General features: G+C 66.6%; 19 protein-coding genes. 14 read left to right on the forward strand and 5 right to left on the reverse strand.

All coding sequences use genetic code 11. The features are described from left to right. The first annotated feature begins 26 nt into the window (after positions 1-26). The 12 genes from A9971_RS06260 (at position 27) to codA (ending at position 11,446) form a co-directional block, all read left to right on the forward strand. Complete coding sequence (locus A9971_RS06260) at positions 27-887, forward strand: MurR/RpiR family transcriptional regulator (RefSeq protein WP_015636369.1); 861 nt, start codon at positions 27-29, stop codon at positions 885-887. A gap of 32 nt (positions 888-919) precedes the next feature. Continuing rightward, positions 920-1,477, forward strand: coding sequence for a D-alanyl-D-alanine dipeptidase (ddpX, locus tag A9971_RS06265; protein WP_015636370.1), 558 nt, complete (start codon positions 920-922; stop codon positions 1,475-1,477). Between the two features lie 148 nt (positions 1,478-1,625). Further along, positions 1,626-3,200 (forward strand): ABC transporter substrate-binding protein, encoded by a 1,575-nt coding sequence (locus tag A9971_RS06270; protein WP_183001696.1) that lies wholly within the window; start codon positions 1,626-1,628, stop codon positions 3,198-3,200. A 118-nt stretch (positions 3,201-3,318) separates the two neighbouring features. Beyond that, positions 3,319-4,335: an ABC transporter permease gene (locus tag A9971_RS06275; protein ID WP_011062309.1), complete on the forward strand. Its 1,017-nt coding sequence runs from the start codon at positions 3,319-3,321 to the stop codon at positions 4,333-4,335. A gap of 1 nt (position 4,336) precedes the next feature. Beyond that, positions 4,337-5,236 (forward strand): D,D-dipeptide ABC transporter permease, encoded by a 900-nt coding sequence (gene ddpC, locus A9971_RS06280; protein ID WP_015636372.1) that lies wholly within the window; start codon positions 4,337-4,339, stop codon positions 5,234-5,236. Continuing rightward, complete coding sequence (locus A9971_RS06285; protein ID WP_041119177.1) at positions 5,233-6,228, forward strand: ABC transporter ATP-binding protein; 996 nt, start codon at positions 5,233-5,235, stop codon at positions 6,226-6,228. The genes ddpC and A9971_RS06285 overlap by 4 nt, the downstream gene beginning before the upstream one ends. Next, positions 6,225-7,196: an oligopeptide/dipeptide ABC transporter ATP-binding protein gene (locus A9971_RS06290; protein ID WP_183001697.1), complete on the forward strand. Its 972-nt coding sequence runs from the start codon at positions 6,225-6,227 to the stop codon at positions 7,194-7,196. Before A9971_RS06285 ends, A9971_RS06290 begins: the two co-directional genes overlap by 4 nt. Before the next feature lie 100 nt (positions 7,197-7,296). Continuing rightward, positions 7,297-7,920: an NUDIX hydrolase gene (locus A9971_RS06295; protein ID WP_053159526.1), complete on the forward strand. Its 624-nt coding sequence runs from the start codon at positions 7,297-7,299 to the stop codon at positions 7,918-7,920. An 86-nt stretch (positions 7,921-8,006) separates the two neighbouring features. Then, a complete protein-coding gene (locus tag A9971_RS06300; protein ID WP_011062314.1) occupies positions 8,007-8,381 on the forward strand; it encodes a hypothetical protein in 375 nt (124 codons plus the stop codon). After that, complete coding sequence (locus A9971_RS06305) at positions 8,378-8,575, forward strand: helix-turn-helix transcriptional regulator (RefSeq protein WP_015636377.1); 198 nt, start codon at positions 8,378-8,380, stop codon at positions 8,573-8,575. Before A9971_RS06300 ends, A9971_RS06305 begins: the two co-directional genes overlap by 4 nt. A 172-nt stretch (positions 8,576-8,747) precedes the next feature. Then, positions 8,748-10,019, forward strand: coding sequence for a cytosine permease (gene codB / locus A9971_RS06310; protein ID WP_053159528.1), 1,272 nt, complete (start codon positions 8,748-8,750; stop codon positions 10,017-10,019). A gap of 170 nt (positions 10,020-10,189) precedes the next feature. Further along, positions 10,190-11,446: a cytosine deaminase gene (gene codA, locus A9971_RS06315; RefSeq protein WP_053152795.1), complete on the forward strand. Its 1,257-nt coding sequence runs from the start codon at positions 10,190-10,192 to the stop codon at positions 11,444-11,446. A 13-nt stretch (positions 11,447-11,459) separates the two neighbouring features. Here codA and A9971_RS06320 read toward each other — a convergent pair whose 3' ends face one another. The 4 genes from A9971_RS06320 to A9971_RS06335 all read right to left on the reverse strand — a co-directional run bounded on the left by A9971_RS06320 (position 11,460) and on the right by A9971_RS06335 (position 14,759). Then, a complete protein-coding gene (locus A9971_RS06320; protein ID WP_041752426.1) occupies positions 11,460-12,074 on the reverse strand; it encodes a hypothetical protein in 615 nt (204 codons plus the stop codon). A gap of 154 nt (positions 12,075-12,228) precedes the next feature. Then, positions 12,229-13,224, reverse strand: a complete 996-nt coding sequence (locus A9971_RS06325) for a DeoR family transcriptional regulator (RefSeq protein ID WP_041119191.1) — start codon at positions 13,222-13,224, stop codon at positions 12,229-12,231. A gap of 75 nt (positions 13,225-13,299) precedes the next feature. Further along, a complete protein-coding gene (locus A9971_RS06330) occupies positions 13,300-13,728 on the reverse strand; it encodes a RidA family protein (RefSeq protein WP_041119193.1) in 429 nt (142 codons plus the stop codon). 32 nt (positions 13,729-13,760) lie between these two features. Then, entirely contained in the window at positions 13,761-14,759 is a 999-nt protein-coding gene (locus A9971_RS06335; protein WP_041119195.1) for a cyclase family protein, read from the reverse strand. 98 nt (positions 14,760-14,857) lie between these two features. Here A9971_RS06335 and A9971_RS06340 point away from each other — a divergent pair, with 98 nt between their 5' ends. Beyond that, positions 14,858-15,748 carry a LysR family transcriptional regulator gene (locus tag A9971_RS06340; protein ID WP_183001698.1) on the forward strand — a complete coding sequence of 297 codons (891 nt, stop codon included), beginning with the start codon at positions 14,858-14,860 and terminating at the stop codon, positions 15,746-15,748. A 3-nt stretch (positions 15,749-15,751) separates the two neighbouring features. Here A9971_RS06340 and A9971_RS06345 read toward each other — a convergent pair whose 3' ends face one another. Next, the gene (locus A9971_RS06345) at positions 15,752-16,222 is read right to left on the reverse strand and encodes an Lrp/AsnC family transcriptional regulator (protein ID WP_015636382.1); all 471 of its coding nucleotides are present in this window, start codon (positions 16,220-16,222) and stop codon (positions 15,752-15,754) included. A gap of 241 nt (positions 16,223-16,463) precedes the next feature. Between A9971_RS06345 and A9971_RS06350 the strand changes: the two genes are divergently transcribed. Further along, positions 16,464-17,615 (forward strand): MFS transporter, encoded by a 1,152-nt coding sequence (locus A9971_RS06350; RefSeq protein ID WP_011062322.1) that lies wholly within the window; start codon positions 16,464-16,466, stop codon positions 17,613-17,615.

Genomic DNA, 17,615 nt, shown 5'->3' on the forward strand with positions numbered 1-17,615 from the left:
AACATTTCCAGCGAACGCCCGGCGAGATGGTCATGGACAAGAACAGTTTCCAAGTCACCCTGGAACAGCAGTTTGCAAGCCTGACCCCCACCGGCAAGCGCATCGCCACCTACCTGCTGGCCAACCTCCAGCAGTTGCCCTTCGAGACCGCCGACAGCATCGCCCAGCAAGCCGGCACCACGGGGATTTCCGTGGGGCGCTTCCTGCGCTCGCTGGGCTATCGCAACCTGGATGACGTCAAGCAAGGCCTGCGCGGCGATGCCCCGGCCTCCTGGCTGATCACCGATCGGCTCGGCGCCTTTCGCAGCGAAGCCCATCAGGACGATGCCCTGGAGCGCTCGATGCATCGCGAGATCGAGGCCATCCAGCATGTCTATGGCCTGGCCCGCAGCCAGCCCTTCGCCGCCATCGTGCAACAGATCGTCGAGGCCGATGCGGTGTTCATCATCGGCATCCAGTCGACCCGGGGCATCCTCAACGCCTTCCACAGCCACCTGGAATACATCCGGCCCAAGGTCTACTACGTGGACGGGCTTTCAGGCATCTACGCCGAGACCCTGAACTCCGGCTTTGCCAAGCCCTACGCGATCATCTCCGACTTTCGCGCCTACTCCAGCATCACCCAGACCTTCTGCGAAGTGGCCAATGCCAACGCCCTGCCCCTGGCCCTGGTCACCGACCTGCAGTGCCCCTGGGCCCGGGACTACCCGCTGGACCTGCTGCAACTGAAAACCGATGTCGGCCAGTTCTGGGATTCCCTCGCGCCCCTGACCTGCCTGTTCAACCTGATGGTGTCCGCCGTGGCCGAGGGCTATGGCGAGCGCCTGGACCAGCGCCTGGCCAAGAACCGACAGTTGCAGGAAGCCTTCGGCCAGTTCGAGTCCTGACCTTCAAGCGTTAACCCAGATGGAGTGAGTGAGTGAACAACAGCCCCCTTGTCGAAATCGACGCCCAGCGCCATCAGCTTCAGATCGACCTGATCTACGCCAGCGCCGACAACCTGGCCGGCCAGGTGATCTATCGCAACGCCCGCTGCCTGCTGCACAAGGACGCCGCCGCCTGCCTGTACAAGGCCAGCCAGCTGGCGCGCATGGCCGGCCTGGGCCTGCGCATCTACGACGCCTACCGCCCGGCCTACGCCCAGCACCTGCTGTGGCAGGCCCTGCCCAACCCGGACTACGTGCGCGACCCGCGCCTGGGCTCGCACCACACCCGGGGCGTGGCCGTGGACCTGACCCTGGTGGATGAAACCGGCGAGCCGCTGGACATGGGCACCGCCTTCGACGCCATGGAGCCCAAGTCGCACCAGTTCTACAGCGACCTGCCGCCCCAGGTGCAGCGCAACCGCCTGATGCTGCTGGGGATCATGCTCAGCGCCGGCTTCGAGGCGATCCCCACCGAGTGGTGGCACTACGAGCTGCCCAACGCCGAGGACTTTCCCCTGATCCAGGAGCACGACCAGCCCTTCGAACACTGATTTCCCGCTCCCCACCGGCCACAACAACAGGCAGCTAACTGCCCCAAGCCGGACCTACTGCAACACTGCTTCAGCAACAACTGCCCGGTTATAGCTTTTATAAAAAACCTGACGAACTTCCCAACATCGAATGATCAAGGAAACCGGCATGACCCCTAACCGCAATCACCCTGATGTGCGTCTGTCCACCCGTGTCGCCCTGTCCCTGCTGTGCGCCGCCCTGAGCCTGGGCGCGTGGCAGGCAGCCAGCGCCGCCGCGCCCAAGGACACCCTGATGATCGGCAAGGCCGCCGACCCGCAGACCCTCGACCCCGCCGTGACCATCGACAACAACGACTGGGCCGTGACCTACCCGGCCTACCAGAAGCTGGTGACCTACAAGGTCGAGAACGGCAAGGGCAGCACCGAAGTCCAGGGCGACCTGGCCGAGAGCTGGAGCACCTCCGCCGACAACCTGACCTGGGATTTCAAGCTCAAGCCGGGCAACAAGTTCGACGACGGCAAGCCGGTGGACGCCGCCGCGGTGAAGTTCTCCTTCGACCGCCTGATGCAGCTCAAGCAAGGCCCGTCCGGCGCCTTCCCGGATGACATGAGCGTGGCCGTGGTCGACCCGCTGACCGTGCGCTTCACCCTGAAGAAACCCTACGCGCCCTTCCTCTACACCCTGGCCCACAACGGCGGCGGCATCATCAACCCGGACGTGGCCAACAAGGGCGAGGATGTCAACGCCTACCTCTCGACCCACACCGCCGGCTCCGGGGCCTTCCGCCTGAGCAACTGGCAGAAGGGCCAGGCGCTGACGCTGGAACCCAACAGCTATTACGCCGGCCCCAAGCCGAGCCTGAACAAGGTGGTGATCAAGATCATCAGCGAGGCCTCGGTGCGCCGCCTGCAACTGGAACGCGGCGACCTGGACATCATCGAGGACATGCCCGAAGACCAGCTCGGCACCCTGGCCGGCAAGCCAGGCATCGTGATCCAGACCTTCCCCTCGCTGCGGGTCAACTACCTGTACCTGAACAACCAGCGTGCGCCCCTGGACAACGTCGAAGCGCGCCAGGCACTGGTCCAGGCCATCGACTACAAGGGCATCGTCGACGGCATCCTCAAGGGCCAGGCCAAGCTGATGAACGGGCCGATCCCCGACGGCATGTGGGCCCACGACCCGAGCCTGCCGCTGATGCAGCAGAACCTCGACGGCGCCAAGGCCAGCCTGGCCAAGGTCCCGCAGAAAATCAGCAACCTGACCTACCTCTACTCGGACAAGGACGCCAACTGGGAGTCCATCGGCCTGACCCTGCAAGCGGGCCTGGCGCCCCTGGGCATCAACCTGAAGATGGAGAAGCTGGCCAACGCCACCATGCGTGAACGGGTGGGCAAGGGCGACTACGACGTGGCCATCGGCTCCTGGAGCCCGGACTTCGCCGACCCCTACATGTTCATGAACTTCTGGTTCGACTCCAGCCTGCAGGGCTTGCCGGGCAACCGCTCGTTCTACAGCAACCCCGAGGTGGACAGCCTGATCCGCGAGGCGGCGGCCACCAACGACACCGCCAAGCGCATCGAGCTGTACCAGAAGGCGCAGAAGATCGTCCTCAAGGACAACGTCTACGCCTACCTGTACCAGAAGAACTACAGCCTGCCGATGCGCGATTCGGTGAAGGGCTACGTGTTCCACCCGATGCTGGAACAGGTGTTCAACATCGCTGAAATCAGCAAGTAGGACCGGCCCTGCGTTCCCCGTCGCCGGCCCCTGAAACGGGGTGGCGCCGGGTTGCCGTGTCCCCGGCGAGGGGCCGTCGTGCCCCCTGCCGTTCGTCAAGCGTTAACGAGGTTGCCTCATGGCCTTCCTGAATATGTTGCGCAAACGCCTGCTCGGCCTGTTGCTGGTCGTGGTCGGGGTTTCGCTGATTACCTTCACCATCTCGCACCTGATTCCCGGTGACCCGGCGCGGCTGATCGCCGGCGACCGGGCCAGCGATGCCATCGTGCAGAACATCCGCCACCAGCTGGGCCTGGACCTGCCGCTGTACCAGCAGTACGGGCGCTACATGCTCGACCTGCTGCACGGCGACCTGGGCACCTCGATCCGCACCAGCCGCCCGGTGCTGGAGGACCTGCAGAGCTTCTTCCCGGCAACCCTGGAGCTGGCCCTGGCCGCCCTGCTGCTGTCGGTGCTGGTGGGGGTGCCGCTGGGGGTGCTGTCGGCGGTCTATCACAACCGCTTCATCGACCAGATCGCCCGCACCCTGGCGGTCACCGGCATTTCCACCCCGGCGTTCTGGCTGGGGCTGGGGCTGATCGTGCTGTTCTACGGCCACCTCGGCTGGCTGCCCGGCAGCGGGCGCCTGGACGAAGGCCTGGAGCCGCCGCCCACGGTCAGCGGCTTCTACCTGATCGACTCGCTGCTGGCCGGGGACATCCCGCTGTTCCTCAATGCCCTGCAGCACCTGATCCTGCCGGCGGTGACCCTGGGCTTCGTCAACCTTGGGGTGGTGGCGCGGCAGATCCGCTCGGCCATGCTCGACCAACTGGGCGAAGACTACATCCGCACCGCCCGGGCCTACGGCCTGTCGCGCTGGGCGGTGATCCTGCGCCACGCCCTGCCCAACGCCCTGATCCCCTCGGTGACGGTGCTCGGCCTGACCCTGGGCGATTTGCTGTACGGCGCGGTACTGACCGAGACGGTGTTCGCCTGGCCGGGCATGGGCGCCTACGTGGTGAAGTCGATCCAGGCCCTGGATTTCCCGGCGGTGATGGGCTTCGCGATCCTGGTGTCGTTCATTTATGTGCTGCTGAACATGGCGATCGACCTGCTGTACCGGGTGATCGATCCGCGCATTGGCGAGGTAAGTTGAGATGTCCGCTCCCTTGAACATTCCCCTGCCACAACCCACCGCCCAGGCCAGCGGCTGGCGCACCCGCCTGGCCTACCTGGGCTACCGCGTGCGGCAAAGCCCGCTGACCATCGCCGGGCTGTGCATGACCCTGCTGGTGCTGCTGTGCATGGCCTTTGCCCCCTGGCTGTCGAGCCATGACCCCAACGCCCTGAACCTGGCCCAACGCCTGGCCGCTCCCAGCGCCGCCCATTGGTTCGGCACCGACGAAGTGGGCCGCGACCTGTTCAGCCGGGTGCTCCATGGCAGCCGCCAGTCGGTGGGCGTGGGCCTGTTCGTGGCCTTCGCCTCGTGCCTGGCCGGGGGCCTGTTGGGCTGCCTGTCGGGGATCATCGGCGGGCGCTTCGACAGCCTGATCATGCGCCTGATGGACATCATGCTCTCGGTGCCATCGCTGGTGCTGATCATGGCCCTGGCCGCCGCCCTGGGCCCGAGCCTGTTCAACGCCATGCTGGCGATCACCCTGGTGCGCATTCCGTTCTATGTGCGCCTGGCCCGGGGCCAGGCCCTGAGCATCCGCCAGATGGGCTACGTCAAGGCGGCGCAGACCTACGGCGCCGGGCGCTGGCACATCGTCAGCTGGCACGTGGGGCGCAACGCCATGCCGCCGCTGCTGGTGCAACTGAGCCTGGACATCGGCAGCGCCATCCTCATGGCCTCGGCCCTGGGCTTCATTGGCCTGGGTGCGCAGCAGCCCACCGCCGAATGGGGGGCGATGGTGGCCACCGGGCGCAACTTCATCCTCGACAACTGGTGGTACTCGACCTTTCCCGGGCTGGCGATCCTGTTCACCGCCACCGGTTTCAACTTGCTGGGTGACGGCATCCGTGACCTGCTCGATCCACGGCAACAGGGGAAATGACCATGAGCTCATCCGCCGTTCTCAACATCGACAACCTGAGCCTGGAATTCCCCGCCTACCGCAGCAATGTGCAGGCCCTCAACGGCGTGTCGCTGCACGTCAACCCGGGGGAAATCGTCGGCGTGGTCGGCGAATCCGGCTCGGGCAAGTCGGTGACCGCCATGCTCAGCCTGCGGCTGCTGCCCGAGCGCAGCTACCACATCACCTCCGGCAGCCTGAGCCTGCTGGGCCGCGACATGCTCGCCACCCCGGAAAAACAGCTGCTGCAGATCCGCGGCCGCGATGCGGCGATGATCTTCCAGGAGCCGATGACCGCCCTCAACCCGACCCGGCGCATCGGCCGGCAGATGCTCGACGTGATCATCCATCACCAGCGCCTGAGCCAGGACGAGGCCCGGGCCAAGGCCATCGACCTGCTGCGCGACATGCACATCGCCGACCCCGAGCAGGTGCTGCAGGCCTACCCCTTCGAGCTGTCCGGCGGCATGCGCCAGCGGGTGATGATCGCCCTGGCGTTTTCCTGCGACCCGCAGTTGCTGATCGCCGATGAACCCACCACCGCCCTGGACGTCACCGTGCAGCGCCAGGTCCTGCTGTTGCTGCGCGAGAAGGCCCGGCAACGGGGCACCGCGATCCTCCTGATCACCCACGACATGGCGGTGGTCTCGCAGTTCTGCGACCGGGTCTATGTGATGTACACCGGCGCCGTGGTGGAGCAAGGCAGTACTGCCCAGGTCATGCTCGACCCGAAACACCCTTACACCCGCGGCCTGCTCAGCGGCCTGCCGGAGCAAGTGCGCCCCGGCGAGCCGCTGCTGACCATTCCCGGGCAAGTGCCGAACCTCGCCCATCTGCCCGGCGGCTGCACCTTCCGCGAGCGCTGCAGCCAGGCCATGGCGGTGTGTGCCCAGCGGCCGCCGCTGCATTCGATCAACGCCAGCCAGCAGCACAAGAGCGCCTGCTGGCTGGCTGCCCCGGAGTCCGCCCAATGAATGCTTCGCAACCCCGGGCCGGCAGCGAGCCGCTGCTGCGCCTCAACGATGTACAGGTGCGCTTTCCCCTGAGCAACGACTGGCTGGGCCGGCCCCGGGCCTTTGCCCACGCCCTCAACGGCATCGACCTGGAACTGCGCCCCGGGGAAACCCTGGGCATCGTCGGCGAATCCGGCTGCGGCAAGAGCACCCTGGCGCAACTGCTCATGGGCCTGGTCAAGCCCAGCAGCGGCGACCTGCGCTGGGCCTACGCCAGCGACCGCGAGCGCCACAGCCACGTGCAGATCGTGTTCCAGGACCCGCAGTCGTCCCTCGACCCGCGCCTGCCGATCTGGAAGATCATCACCGAGCCGCTGTTCGCCCTGGGCAACACCCCGGTGGCACAGATGCGTGAGATCGCCGCCAAGGTGGCGCAGCAGGTAGGCATCCGCGGCGAATACCTGGAGCGCTACCCGCACCAGTTCTCCGGCGGCCAACGCCAGCGCATCGCCATTGCCCGGGCCCTGGCGTCGAACCCGGACATCATCGTCCTCGACGAGCCGACCTCGGCCCTGGACATCTCGGTGCAGGCGCAGATCCTCAACCTGCTGGCGGACCTGCAACGCAGCCGCGGCCTGACCTTCGTGCTGATCTCCCACAACGTCTCGGTGGTCCGGCACATGGCCGACCGGGTGGCAGTGATGTACCTGGGGCAGATCGTCGAACTGGGCAGCGCCGAACAGGTGCTGGAGCGCCCGCGCCACCCTTACACCCAACTGCTGCTGGAGGCGGTGCCGCGCCTCGGTGCGCCCCTGGCGGACAGCCAGCTCTCGGCGCCCACCGAACTGCCGGGCAACCGCAAGCTGCCCGCCGGCTGTTTCTTCTTCGACCGCTGCAGCCGCCGCGGCCCGGGCTGCGAGCTGCCGCAACAGCTGCTGGGGGATGCCACCCGGCAAGTGCGCTGCCACCGGCAAAGCGCCGGCGGCTGATGTTCCGGCGCCACGCCGCCGACCACGGCGTGGTGCTTGCTCCCTGCGCGCCAAGGGCTTAAAACAAGCGCTTCTCTCTGACGTTGCAGGAACCTCTCTCATGGAAAGCAGCTGGCTGACCCACGCCAAACGCCTGCAAGCCATCGCCTCCACCGGCCTGCATTTTTGCCGCGACGTGCATGATCGCGAGCGCTACCAGGAAGTCGCCGAGATCGCCCACGACATGCTCGCGCAACTGGGCAACGTGCCCCTGGAGCGAATCAACGAACTGGTCTCGGACTTCGCCCAGCGCTACTCGACGCCGATGGTGGAAGTGCGCGGCGCGCTGATCGAGGACGGCAAGATCCTCCTGGTGCGCGAGCAGCACGACGGCCTCTGGGCCCTGCCCGGGGGCTACGCCGATGTGGGCCTGTCGGCGGCGCAGAACATCATCAAGGAAATCCACGAAGAAGCCGGGCTGCAGGTTTCGGTGCGCCAGCTGTACGGCCTGCGGCACAAGGCCAAGGGGCCCTACAAGCCCGACCACCGGGACTTCTACAAGCTCTACTTCCTCTGCGAACGGCAAGACGCCGAGGCCCCGATGGCCGGCAGCGAAACCAGCGACGCGGCGTTCTTCGCCCCGGACCAGTTGCCGCCGCTGTCCCTGGGACGCACCGTGGAACGGGATATCCAGGAGGCCTTCGACTTCCACGAAGGCCGGCGCAGCGTGGCCCTCTTCGACTGAGCGTGACGGCGCCGATGTAAAGCACCCTTGACATGAAAAAGCGCCCCGCCTAATGTAAAGGACACTTTACTAAAAGGAGATCGCCCATGGGCACCAAACGCTATTTCAGGGAATTCGGCCTGGCCTTGCTGGCCTACATCGCCTGCGTGCTGCTGAGCAGCCACTGGCTGGCGGACATGAACCCGGGCCCGGGCAAGATCGCCCTGGCCCTGGTGCCGGTGATCCCCATGGTGGCCATGGCCCTGGCGGTGGTGCGCCAGTTGCGACGCATGGACGAACTGGCCCGGCGCATCCAGCTCGAAGCCCTGGGCCTGTCCTTTGTCTGCACCGCGCTGATCACCTTCAGCTACGGCTTCCTGGAAACCGCCGGCCTGCCCCGGCTCTCGATGTTCTACGTATGGCCCGTGATGGGCCTGGTCTGGGCCCTGGCCACGGTGGCCGGCGTGCGGCGCTACCGATGAACAACCAACTGCGCGAACTGCGCACCCGGCAAGGCTGGTCCCAGGCCGAACTGGCCACCCGCCTCGAGGTGTCACGGCAGACGGTGAATGCCATCGAGACCGGGCGCTACGACCCCAGCCTGCCCCTGGCGTTCAAGATTGCCCGGGCCTTCCAGCTGCCCATCGAAAGCATTTTCAGCCCCGACGAGGACTGAACCGCCGGTGAACCAATCTGGCCCAAGGGTGCACCGCTTTCGCCCCCGGGCCACAGGCACCCGGTGCAGGGGCACGGGCATCGGCTATAACTGCTGGGGCGCCCGGCCCTGCCGTCAAGGATTGGCACGGCGCCTGCAACAGCGTGGCATCACTGCGACCAGGGACAGGCCCATGACCCAGCACGAACCCGGCAACGACTACCCCTTGAGCGAAGTTCCGCAGCACGCCCGCAAGGGCCTGGCCTCCATGGCCATGGTGCTGCTGGGCTTCACCTTCTTCACTGCCACCATGTTCGCCGGCGGCAAGCTGGGGGTGGCCTTCGACTTCACCACCCTGCTGGTGGTGATCCTCGTCGGCAACCTGCTGCTGGGTATCTACGCCGCCAGCCTCGGCTACATCGCCTTCAAGAGCGGGCTGAACACGGTGCTGATGGGGCGCTTCTGCTTCGGCGAACGGGGCAGCAAGCTCAGCGACCTGATCCTGGGTTTCACCCAGATCGGCTGGTACGCCTGGGGCACCGCCACCGCCGCGGTGGTGCTGGGCAAGTATTTCCAGCTGGATCCGGGTGCGGTACTGGGGCTGATGCTGCTGTTCGGCATGGCCTTCTGCGCCACCGCCTACATCGGTTATCGCGGCCTGGAGATCCTGTCCTGGATCGCGGTGCCGGCCATGGGCCTGCTGTTGCTGCTGTCGATGTGGGTGGCCACCCGGCAGATCGGCGGCCTCGACGGTTTGCTGGGGGTCACGCCTAGCGACAGCCTGGACCTCTCCAGCGCCATCACCCTGGTGTTCGGCACCTTCGTCAGCGGCGCCACCCAGGCCACCAACTGGACCCGATTTTCCCGCTCGGCGCGGGTGGCGGTGAGCGCCAGCCTGATCGGCTTCTTTATCGGCAACGGCCTGATGGTGCTGATCGGTGCCTACGGCGCCATCGTCTACCAGCAGCCGGACGTGGTCGAAGTGCTGCTGCTCCAGGGTTTTGCCATGGCGGCCATGGCCATGCTGCTGTTGAACATCTGGAGCACCCAGGACAACACCATCTACAACTTCGCCGTGGCCGGCTGCAACCTGTTGCGCACCGACCGGCGCAAGACCGTGACCCTGGTGGGCGCGCTGATCGGCACCCTGCTGGCGATGCTCGGCATGTACGACCTGCTGGTGCCCTACCTGATACTGTTGGGCACGGTGATTCCGCCGATTGGCGGGGTGATCATGGCGGACTTCTTCTACCGCTGGCGCGGCCGCTACCCGCGCCTGGCCGACAGCCAGTTGCCGGCCTGGAACTGGCCGGGCCTGGCCGCCTATGGCCTGGGCACCCTGGCGGCCTTCTGCTCGCCCTGGGTCGCGCCGTTGGTGGGCATCGGCGTAGCAAGCCTGAGCTATGTCCTGCTCAGCGCCTGGCTCGGCGCCCGCACCAGCGCCACCCTCGACGCCCGGGCCTGAACCCGGGCCTTGCCCTCCCGGCGCGTTCCGGGTCTATCATGACCCGCCCCGAACCACCTGCCTGCTTCGACCGGTACCGGTTGAAGCACAGCCCAATGACCGAGGGACAAGGGCCGCCGCCCGGATCCCACGGCTGAACCGCTGATTGCCCGACCCGAGGAACCGCTCCGATGCTGATCACCAACGCCCGCCTGCGCCACCGTGAAGGCCTGCACCAACTGCACCTGGAAAACGGCCGCATCGCCCGCATCGTCCAGCAGGGCCCGGACGCCCCCACCGCCGCGCCGGCCTTCGGCCCCGAGCACCTGGATGCCGGTGGCAACCTGGTGGTGCCGCCCTTCGTCGAACCGCACATTCACCTGGACGCCACCCTCACCGCGGGCGAGCCGCGCTGGAACATGAGCGGCACCCTGTTCGAAGGCATCGAGTGCTGGGGCGAACGCAAGGCCACCATCACCGCCGAAGACACCCGCGCCCGCGCCCACAAGACCATCCGCGCCCTGGCCGCCCACGGCATCCAGCATGTACGCACCCATGTCGACGTCACCGACCCGGACCTCACCGCCCTCAAGGCCATGCTCGAAGTGCGCGAGCAAAGCGCGCACCTGATCGACCTGCAGATCGTCGCCTTCCCCCAGGAAGGCATCGAATCGTTCCGCAACGGCCGCGAGCTGATGGAAGAGGCCATTGGCCTGGGCGCCGATGTGGTGGGCGGTATTCCGCACTTCGAATACACCCGGGACCAGGGCGTGAGCTCGGTGAAGTTCCTCATGGACCTGGCCGAACGCAGCGGGTGCCTGGTGGACGTGCACTGCGACGAAACCGATGACCCGCATTCGCGCTTTCTTGAAGTGCTGGCCGAAGAAGCGCGCAGCCGGGGCATGGGCTCCCGGGTCACCGCCAGCCACACCACCGCCATGGGCTCTTACGACAACGCCTACTGCGCCAAGCTGTTCCGCCTGCTGGGGCATTCGGGCATCAGCTTCGTCTCCTGCCCCACCGAAAGCATCCACCTGCAGGGGCGCTTCGACAGCTTCCCGAAACGCCGCGGCGTGACCCGGGTCAATGAGCTGCTGGAGGCCGGGATGAACGTGTGCTTCGGCCAGGACTCGATTGTCGACCCCTGGTACCCCCTGGGTAACGGCAACATCCTGCGGGTACTGGAAGCCGGCCTGCACATCTGCCACATGCTCGGCTACCGCAACTTGCAGAACGCCCTCGACCTGGTCACCGACAACAGCGCCAAGGCCCTGGCCCTGGGCGAGCGCTACGGCATCGAAGAAGGTCGCCCGGCGAACCTGCTGATCCTGTCTGCCGACAGCGATTACGAAATGATCCGCAGCCAGGGCCTGGCGCTGTACTCCATCCGCCACGGCAAAGTGCTGATGCAACGGCAGATGGCCCAGGTGCAACTGGCCGGCGACTGACCCGTGGCGATGCTTACTTGACCCGAAACGGCTGGGCCCCCATGAACGCCAGCGGCAACAGCGGCAGGGCGAGGATCGTCAATACACCGTCTGCGGTGAGGGTAACCGGCGTCAGCAACACCTGGCCGACCTTGCTCTTCTCCCGGTACGCCGAGAAATTCAGGGTGTAGGTGCTGTTCAACGCGTTGGCCGGATAGGCGCTGATATCCCGCTTGGACTCAAAGCGGCTGCCGCGAATGGCATAGCGGTGCAACAGGGCGTTTTGCGACCTTGCAACAACGAAGCCCAAAGCCTGGGCTGCATCGATCTGCTGGGCGTCGAGCTGGTCCAGCCCGGGTATCCTCAGGACCAGCTCACCCTCCAGGTTCTGCCACGCATTGACGAGGATCTGCGAAAACTCGGCCTGCATTTTCCCATGCAGGTCCGACTTGATGGCCTTCAGCAACTCAGGATCGACCATCACGAAGTAGTGATACTGCTTGCCAAGAATGACGAAGCTCTTCGCGTCCGCCGTGATGTAGAACTGGCTGACGGTTTCCGTATAGACCTCATTGCTGGCCCGGCTTTCGTACAGCCTGCTGGTCAGACAGCCGCCAAGGCTGCCAGCGACCGCAGCCCCCAGGGCCATAACCGTGCCTTTGAGCAAAGCTCGGCGAGGCGTTCTTTTTTGCATGTCGAGTCCTTTCGGTAAATGTGGGCTGTATCGAGCGACCAGCCGCAACTGCCGCCACGCTATAGAAACTCCAGCCGTTTTGCACTCCGCCACCGCGACTCCGGCGTCCTCACTCAGCCAGTGCCAGCGCCGTGCCGAACAGGCTCACCCGGGTTAACACCCCGTCGGTCTCTTGCAACATCAACGGCGCAGTGCCGCCCGGCATCAGTACTTCGACCCGCCCGGCCTGGACCCAGCCAACCCGCCAGGCCGCGCAAGCCACGGCGCTGGCACTGGTGCCCGAGGACGCAGTCGGCCCCTCTCCTCGTTCGAACACCCGGGCAACGATGCGCTGCGCCGACTGCCGCGCCGCCCATTGCAGGTTGACCCCCGCCGGGCACGGCTCGCCGTGGCCCAGGGGCAGGGCAAAGGCGATGGCGGTCAACCCCTCGGCCAGGGGCGCCTGGAGCATCTGCGGGTTGTCCGGCAAGGCATCGGCATCCTCCACCAGGGTCACGCAGTGAGGATTGCCGATGCGCACGAACTGGCTGTGTTCCCACAGCGGATTCAGCGCCTGCAAGGGCGCCACCCGGCTTAGCTCGCAGCCGTCGAGGGTCACCGCCTCGACCCCCATCGCCGCCACCGCCTCGGGGCCGAACGAGGGCTGGCCCAGGTCCAGCCAGAAGCCCGCCTGCCCCGCCACTTGTGCCGGCTCCACCACCGTGGCCACCGGGGACACGCCCGCACCCTGGTCATGGTGCACCTGCAGGCGTGTCGATCCTTCAGGCGCCAGCAGCCCTTGCTCGGTCAGGGCCTGGGAAAAGATCGTCAGGCCATTGCCACTGCGCTCGGCCAGGGTGCCGTCGGTGTTGACGATCAGCAGATCGAAAGGCGCCGCGTCCTGGAACGGCCCCACCAGCAAACCATCGCTGCGGTGGGCCTTGGCCCCGGGCGGGCGAGTGCCCGGGGCCCAGTCGCACAAGGCGGCGATGGCCTGTTCGGTCCACAGGCGCCGGTCCCGGGCCGCCTGGGCCGCGGTGGTGGGCAAGGCGACCCCCAGGCGGCGCAACGCCGCGGGAGCCACCACGCCATACAGATTGCCTCGTGCATCGTAGAACGCCGCCATCACACCGCCTCCAGAAAAAACCGAGCCGCTGACATTACGGAGAATGCAGCGGCTCGGCCAGAGGGCAATGCCGGTTCAGGGGGCCAGGGCGGCAATCGCCTCGATTTCGAACAGCATGCCGTCCAGGGCCAGCCGCGGCACCGGGATCAGGGTGCAGACCGGGGTCGGTGCCGGCCCCCACAGTGCCTTCAGCTGGTTGCCAAAGATCGCCAGGCGCTCATGGCTGTGGTCGACGATCAGCACCGTGAGCTTGGCCACCTGGCCAACCTCGGCACCGGCGCTGGCCAGGGCGACCTGCAGGTTGGCCAGGGCCTGGCGCACCTGGCTGGCAAAATCCGCCGACAACTGGCCGTCAGCGGTCTCGCCGCCCTGCCCGGCGACAAACACCAGCCGTGCACCGGCGGCCACTTGGGCCACATGGGAGTAGCCATTGGTGCTGGGGTCATACAGCCCGGCCGGGTTGGACAGTGCCAGGACGGGGGTGGAAGAAGGTTGGGTGGACATGCTGAGCTCCTGAAGAAAACCCCTCCGCCAGGTCAGCGGATGGGCAAGGCCATGGGGCGGATCGGCGCCGCATCCGCGCCCCGCAGTTTGAGTGAAGCGCCGATAAAAGCGAACTGGTAGACCTGGTCCCGGGCCAGCCCTTCCAGGTTCACCAGTTCCAGGATCGGCGCGCCCTGCATCGCCAGCAGGTAGGTGTGCAGCGGCAGGTAGTTGCCCTGCACCTCGGAGGGGAAGGTTTCAAAGCTCAGGTTGTCGGCCCCCACCACCATGGCGCCGCCCTCTTCCACCAGGAACTTCGCTGCGTCCAGGCTCAGGCCCGGCGGGTTGGCCATGTAGCGCTGGGCATTGTCGTAGTCGCGCATGCGCCCGGTGCGGATCAGCACCACGTCGCCCTTCTCCAGGGCCACTTTCTGCCGGGCCAGGGCCTGCTGCAGGTCGGCGCGGGTGACCCGGTAGCTGTCCGCCAGTTGCTCCAGGCCCTTGGCCGCGGCGACGTCGATCAGCACCCCGCGGGCAATGATCGGCGGCAGTTTTTCCGCCCCCGTGACGTTCCAGCCGCGGTCCCCCAGGTGCTGGTCGGCGCGGTAGCCGTTCCAGATCTTGCCGTTGAGGCCGAAGTGGTTCAGGGCATCGATATGGGTGCCCATGTGGGCGTACATCGACACAGCCGAACCGCTGTAGCTGACGTGCTGGTTCATCGGTTCGCCGACCTGCATCGGGTCGGCGATCACGTTGCCGTGGGGGGTGTGGGTCATCCACATCTGGTACGGCGGGTCGCCGGCGGCCTGCCAGCTGGGCATGCCGACGAAATAGTCCACCGCCAGGTCGTAGGCCTGCTCGCCACTGACCCGGGCCATGATCGCCGCCCGCGACTGGGGGGTGATCAGGTTCAGGCGGCCGATCTCGTCCCTGGGCCCCCAGGGGCTGATACCCACCTCGGGCCGGGCCGCCGTGGCGGCGTGGCACAAGCCACTGAGCAGGGACAGGGCCAGCGCCCCGGAAGCCATCTTCAACATTGCGCGATGAGCCATGACAACACTCCAGTGAAATGAAGTGGCCATGGTATTGAGTGGCAGATCAGAGATAATCAGCCATTTCGTGGATACATATTCAACCCGGGAGAAACAATATGGATGTGTTGTTGGCCATGCGCACATTTCGCCGGGTGGCGGAACGCTCCAGTTTCAGCCAGGCCGCCGCCGACCTAGGGCAATCCACGGCGGCGGTGAGCAAACAGGTGCGCCAGCTGGAAGAACGCCTGGGCAGCCTGTTGATCCTGCGCACCACCCGGCGCATGAGCCTGTCGGAAGCCGGGCAGCGCTACTTCAGCGAATGCTGCCACCTGCTGGACGAACTGGACGCCCTGGAGCGGGCCACCCAGGCCGGCCTGCACGAACCCGGCGGGCGCCTGCGGGTGAATGCGCCGTTGTCTTTCGGGCTCAAGGTGCTGTCGCCGATCCTGGTGGCCTTCATGCAGCGCTACCCGCAGTTGCAGGTGGACCTGACCCTCAACGACCAGGTGCTGGATGTGGTGGGCGAAGGCTTCGACGTGTCACTGCGGATTCGCCGGCAACTGCAGGATTCGTCGCTGATCGCCCGCCAGCTGGGCCAGGTGGAACAGGTCATCTGCGCCGCGCCGGCCTACCTGCAGGCCGCGGGCACACCGACCAGCATCGCCGACCTGCATCAGCATCGCTGCCTGGCCTACCGGCTGGCGGAACACCCGGGGCGCTGGCAGTTGCAAGGCCCGGAAGGCCAGACCCGGCTGGAGTTGCCGGTGCATTTCTCCGCGGACAACAGCCTGCTGCTGGCCGACATGCTGGTGGCCGGCCTGGGCATCGGTGCCCTACCCGGCTTCCTCGCCCAGCCGTTGCTGGACAGCGGCCAACTGCTGCGGGTGCTGCCGGACCAGCACCTGCCCGGGCGCCAGATCTATGCGCTGTACCCCAGCCAGCGCCACCTGTCGCAGAAGGTCCGGGTGTTCGTGGACTTCCTGATGGAGGCGCTGCAGGCGCCCTGAGCCTCAGCCGGCCGTGGGCACTTCCAGGCCGACCTTGACCCGGTTCATCGCCACCAGGGTCTTGAAGCGCTTGACGTTGGGGTTGTCGAAGAACAGTTCGCGGGTCAGCTGGGTGTACTGGGCCATGTTGCGCACGCAGAAAATCAGCACGAAATCGCACTCGCCGGCCACGTAGTAGCACTGCTGGACCTGGGGGCAGGCCTGGAAGTTGCGCTTGAGGGCGTCGATCTGGTCGATGCGCTCACTCTCCACTTCCACCTCGACGATGATGCTCAGTTCGTGCCCCAGGGCATCCGGCGCGACGATGGCGCTGTAGCGCTCGATCACCCCCTCGTCGCAGAGGCGCTTGAGCCGCCGGTTGACCGCCGCGGTGGACAGGTTGACCCGCAGCCCCAGCTCGCTTTGCGCGGTGCTGGCGTCACGTTGCAGCTCGGCGAGCAGCTTCAGGTCGTAGGCGTCGAGGCTGGCATTCATGGGCAGGAAAACTCCGGGAAGGAACGGCACGCACTGCAACGTTTTTGTGCACAGCCGCCGATTATGCGAAACAAACCGCCGGCCTGCGCAAATTTATTTCACCCGCAACCCGCTGCAGAAGCACTGCGCTGCGGATTTCTGCAACCTTCGAGGGCCAGATTTGTCACAATCCCCACCCGGCCGCCATCACGCCATGGGGGCATCAGGCGGCCGGCAGCGAGTTCGATCGCCAAGGATTTTTATGACTGCCAGCAACACCCACTTCCAGGCCACCCCCGGCCGCCTCGAACAGATGTCCACGCGCATCGCCTTTTTCATCGCCGGCTTCGGCATTGCCGCCTGGGCCCCGCTGGTGCCCTACGCCAAGGCCCGGGCCGGGCTCGACGAAGGCACCCTGGGCCTGTTGCTGCTGTGCCTGGGGGTGGGTTCGATCCTTGCGATGCCGATTGCCGGCGCCCTGGCCGGGCGCTTCGGCTGCCGCAAAGTGATGGCCGGCGGCACCCTGCTGATCTGCCTGGCCCTGCCCTTGCTGGCCACCCTGACCTCGATTCCGCTGCTGATGGCCGCGCTGTTCATGTTCGGCGCCGGGCTGGGCGGCGTGGATTCCACGGTCAACCTGCAAGCGGTGATTGTCGAGCGGGCCAGCGGCAAGACCATGATGTCGGGCTTTCACGGGCTGTTCAGCCTGGGCGGGATCGTCGGCGCCGCGGGGGTCAGCGCCCTGCTCGGCCTGGGCCTGTCGCCACTGGGCGCGACCCTGGTGGTGATCGCCCTGATGCTGCTGGCGCTGCTCAAGGCCGCGCCGCACATGCTGCCCTATGGCAGCCAGAGCTCGGGCCCGGCCTTTGCCGTGCCCCATGGTGTGGTGCTGTTCATCGGCTGCCTGTGCTTCGTGGTGTTCCTCGCCGAAGGCGCGGTGCTGGACTGGAGCGCGGTCTTCCTCACCGCCGAGCGCGACCTGGATGCCGCCTACGCCGGCCTGGGCTACGCCGCCTTCGCCCTGACCATGACCCTGGGCCGCCTGACGGGCGATGCCATCGTCCATCGCCTGGGCGCGCGCCGGGTGATCATCATCGGCGGCACCACCGCCGCCGCTGGCCTGTTGCTGGCGACCCTGGCCCCGGCCTGGGAGGCGGCGCTGGTGGGTTATGCCCTGGTGGGCGCGGGTTGCTCGAACATAGTGCCGGTGCTCTACACCGCCGTGGGCAAGCAGAACGTCATGCCCGAAAGCATCGCCGTGCCGGCCATCACCACCCTGGGTTACGCCGGCATCCTGGCCGGGCCGGCGGTGATCGGCTTCATTGCCCATGGCAGCAGCCTGAGCGCGGCCTTCGGCCTGATCGCCGTCCTGCTGCTGGCGGTGGCCGCCAGCGGCAAGGTGCTCAAGGTCTGA

It is taken from the genome of Pseudomonas sp. UME65, assembly GCF_014170225.1.
GTDB classification, from domain to species: Bacteria; Pseudomonadota; Gammaproteobacteria; order Pseudomonadales; family Pseudomonadaceae; genus Aquipseudomonas; species Aquipseudomonas protegens.

Coding starts and splice junctions, on each gene's coding strand:
- A9971_RS06260 (WP_015636369.1), top strand. CDS start 27: ATGGTCATGGACAAGAACAGTTTCCAAGTCACCCTGGAACAGCAGTTT.
- A9971_RS06295 (WP_053159526.1), top strand. CDS start 7,297: ATGGAAAGCAGCTGGCTGACCCACGCCAAACGCCTGCAAGCCATCGCC.
- A9971_RS06345 (WP_015636382.1), bottom strand. CDS start 16,222: ATGAATGCCAGCCTCGACGCCTACGACCTGAAGCTGCTCGCCGAGCTG.
- codA (WP_053152795.1), top strand. CDS start 10,190: ATGCTGATCACCAACGCCCGCCTGCGCCACCGTGAAGGCCTGCACCAA.
- codB (WP_053159528.1), top strand. CDS start 8,748: ATGACCCAGCACGAACCCGGCAACGACTACCCCTTGAGCGAAGTTCCG.
- A9971_RS06335 (WP_041119195.1), bottom strand. CDS start 14,759: ATGGCTCATCGCGCAATGTTGAAGATGGCTTCCGGGGCGCTGGCCCTG.
- A9971_RS06330 (WP_041119193.1), bottom strand. CDS start 13,728: ATGTCCACCCAACCTTCTTCCACCCCCGTCCTGGCACTGTCCAACCCG.
- A9971_RS06285 (WP_041119177.1), top strand. CDS start 5,233: ATGACCATGAGCTCATCCGCCGTTCTCAACATCGACAACCTGAGCCTG.
- A9971_RS06305 (WP_015636377.1), top strand. CDS start 8,378: ATGAACAACCAACTGCGCGAACTGCGCACCCGGCAAGGCTGGTCCCAG.
- A9971_RS06320 (WP_041752426.1), bottom strand. CDS start 12,074: ATGGCCCTGGGGGCTGCGGTCGCTGGCAGCCTTGGCGGCTGTCTGACC.
- A9971_RS06300 (WP_011062314.1), top strand. CDS start 8,007: ATGGGCACCAAACGCTATTTCAGGGAATTCGGCCTGGCCTTGCTGGCC.
- A9971_RS06290 (WP_183001697.1), top strand. CDS start 6,225: ATGAATGCTTCGCAACCCCGGGCCGGCAGCGAGCCGCTGCTGCGCCTC.
- A9971_RS06325 (WP_041119191.1), bottom strand. CDS start 13,224: ATGGCGGCGTTCTACGATGCACGAGGCAATCTGTATGGCGTGGTGGCT.
- A9971_RS06270 (WP_183001696.1), top strand. CDS start 1,626: ATGACCCCTAACCGCAATCACCCTGATGTGCGTCTGTCCACCCGTGTC.
- A9971_RS06340 (WP_183001698.1), top strand. CDS start 14,858: ATGGATGTGTTGTTGGCCATGCGCACATTTCGCCGGGTGGCGGAACGC.
- A9971_RS06350 (WP_011062322.1), top strand. CDS start 16,464: ATGACTGCCAGCAACACCCACTTCCAGGCCACCCCCGGCCGCCTCGAA.
- A9971_RS06275 (WP_011062309.1), top strand. CDS start 3,319: ATGGCCTTCCTGAATATGTTGCGCAAACGCCTGCTCGGCCTGTTGCTG.
- ddpC (WP_015636372.1), top strand. CDS start 4,337: ATGTCCGCTCCCTTGAACATTCCCCTGCCACAACCCACCGCCCAGGCC.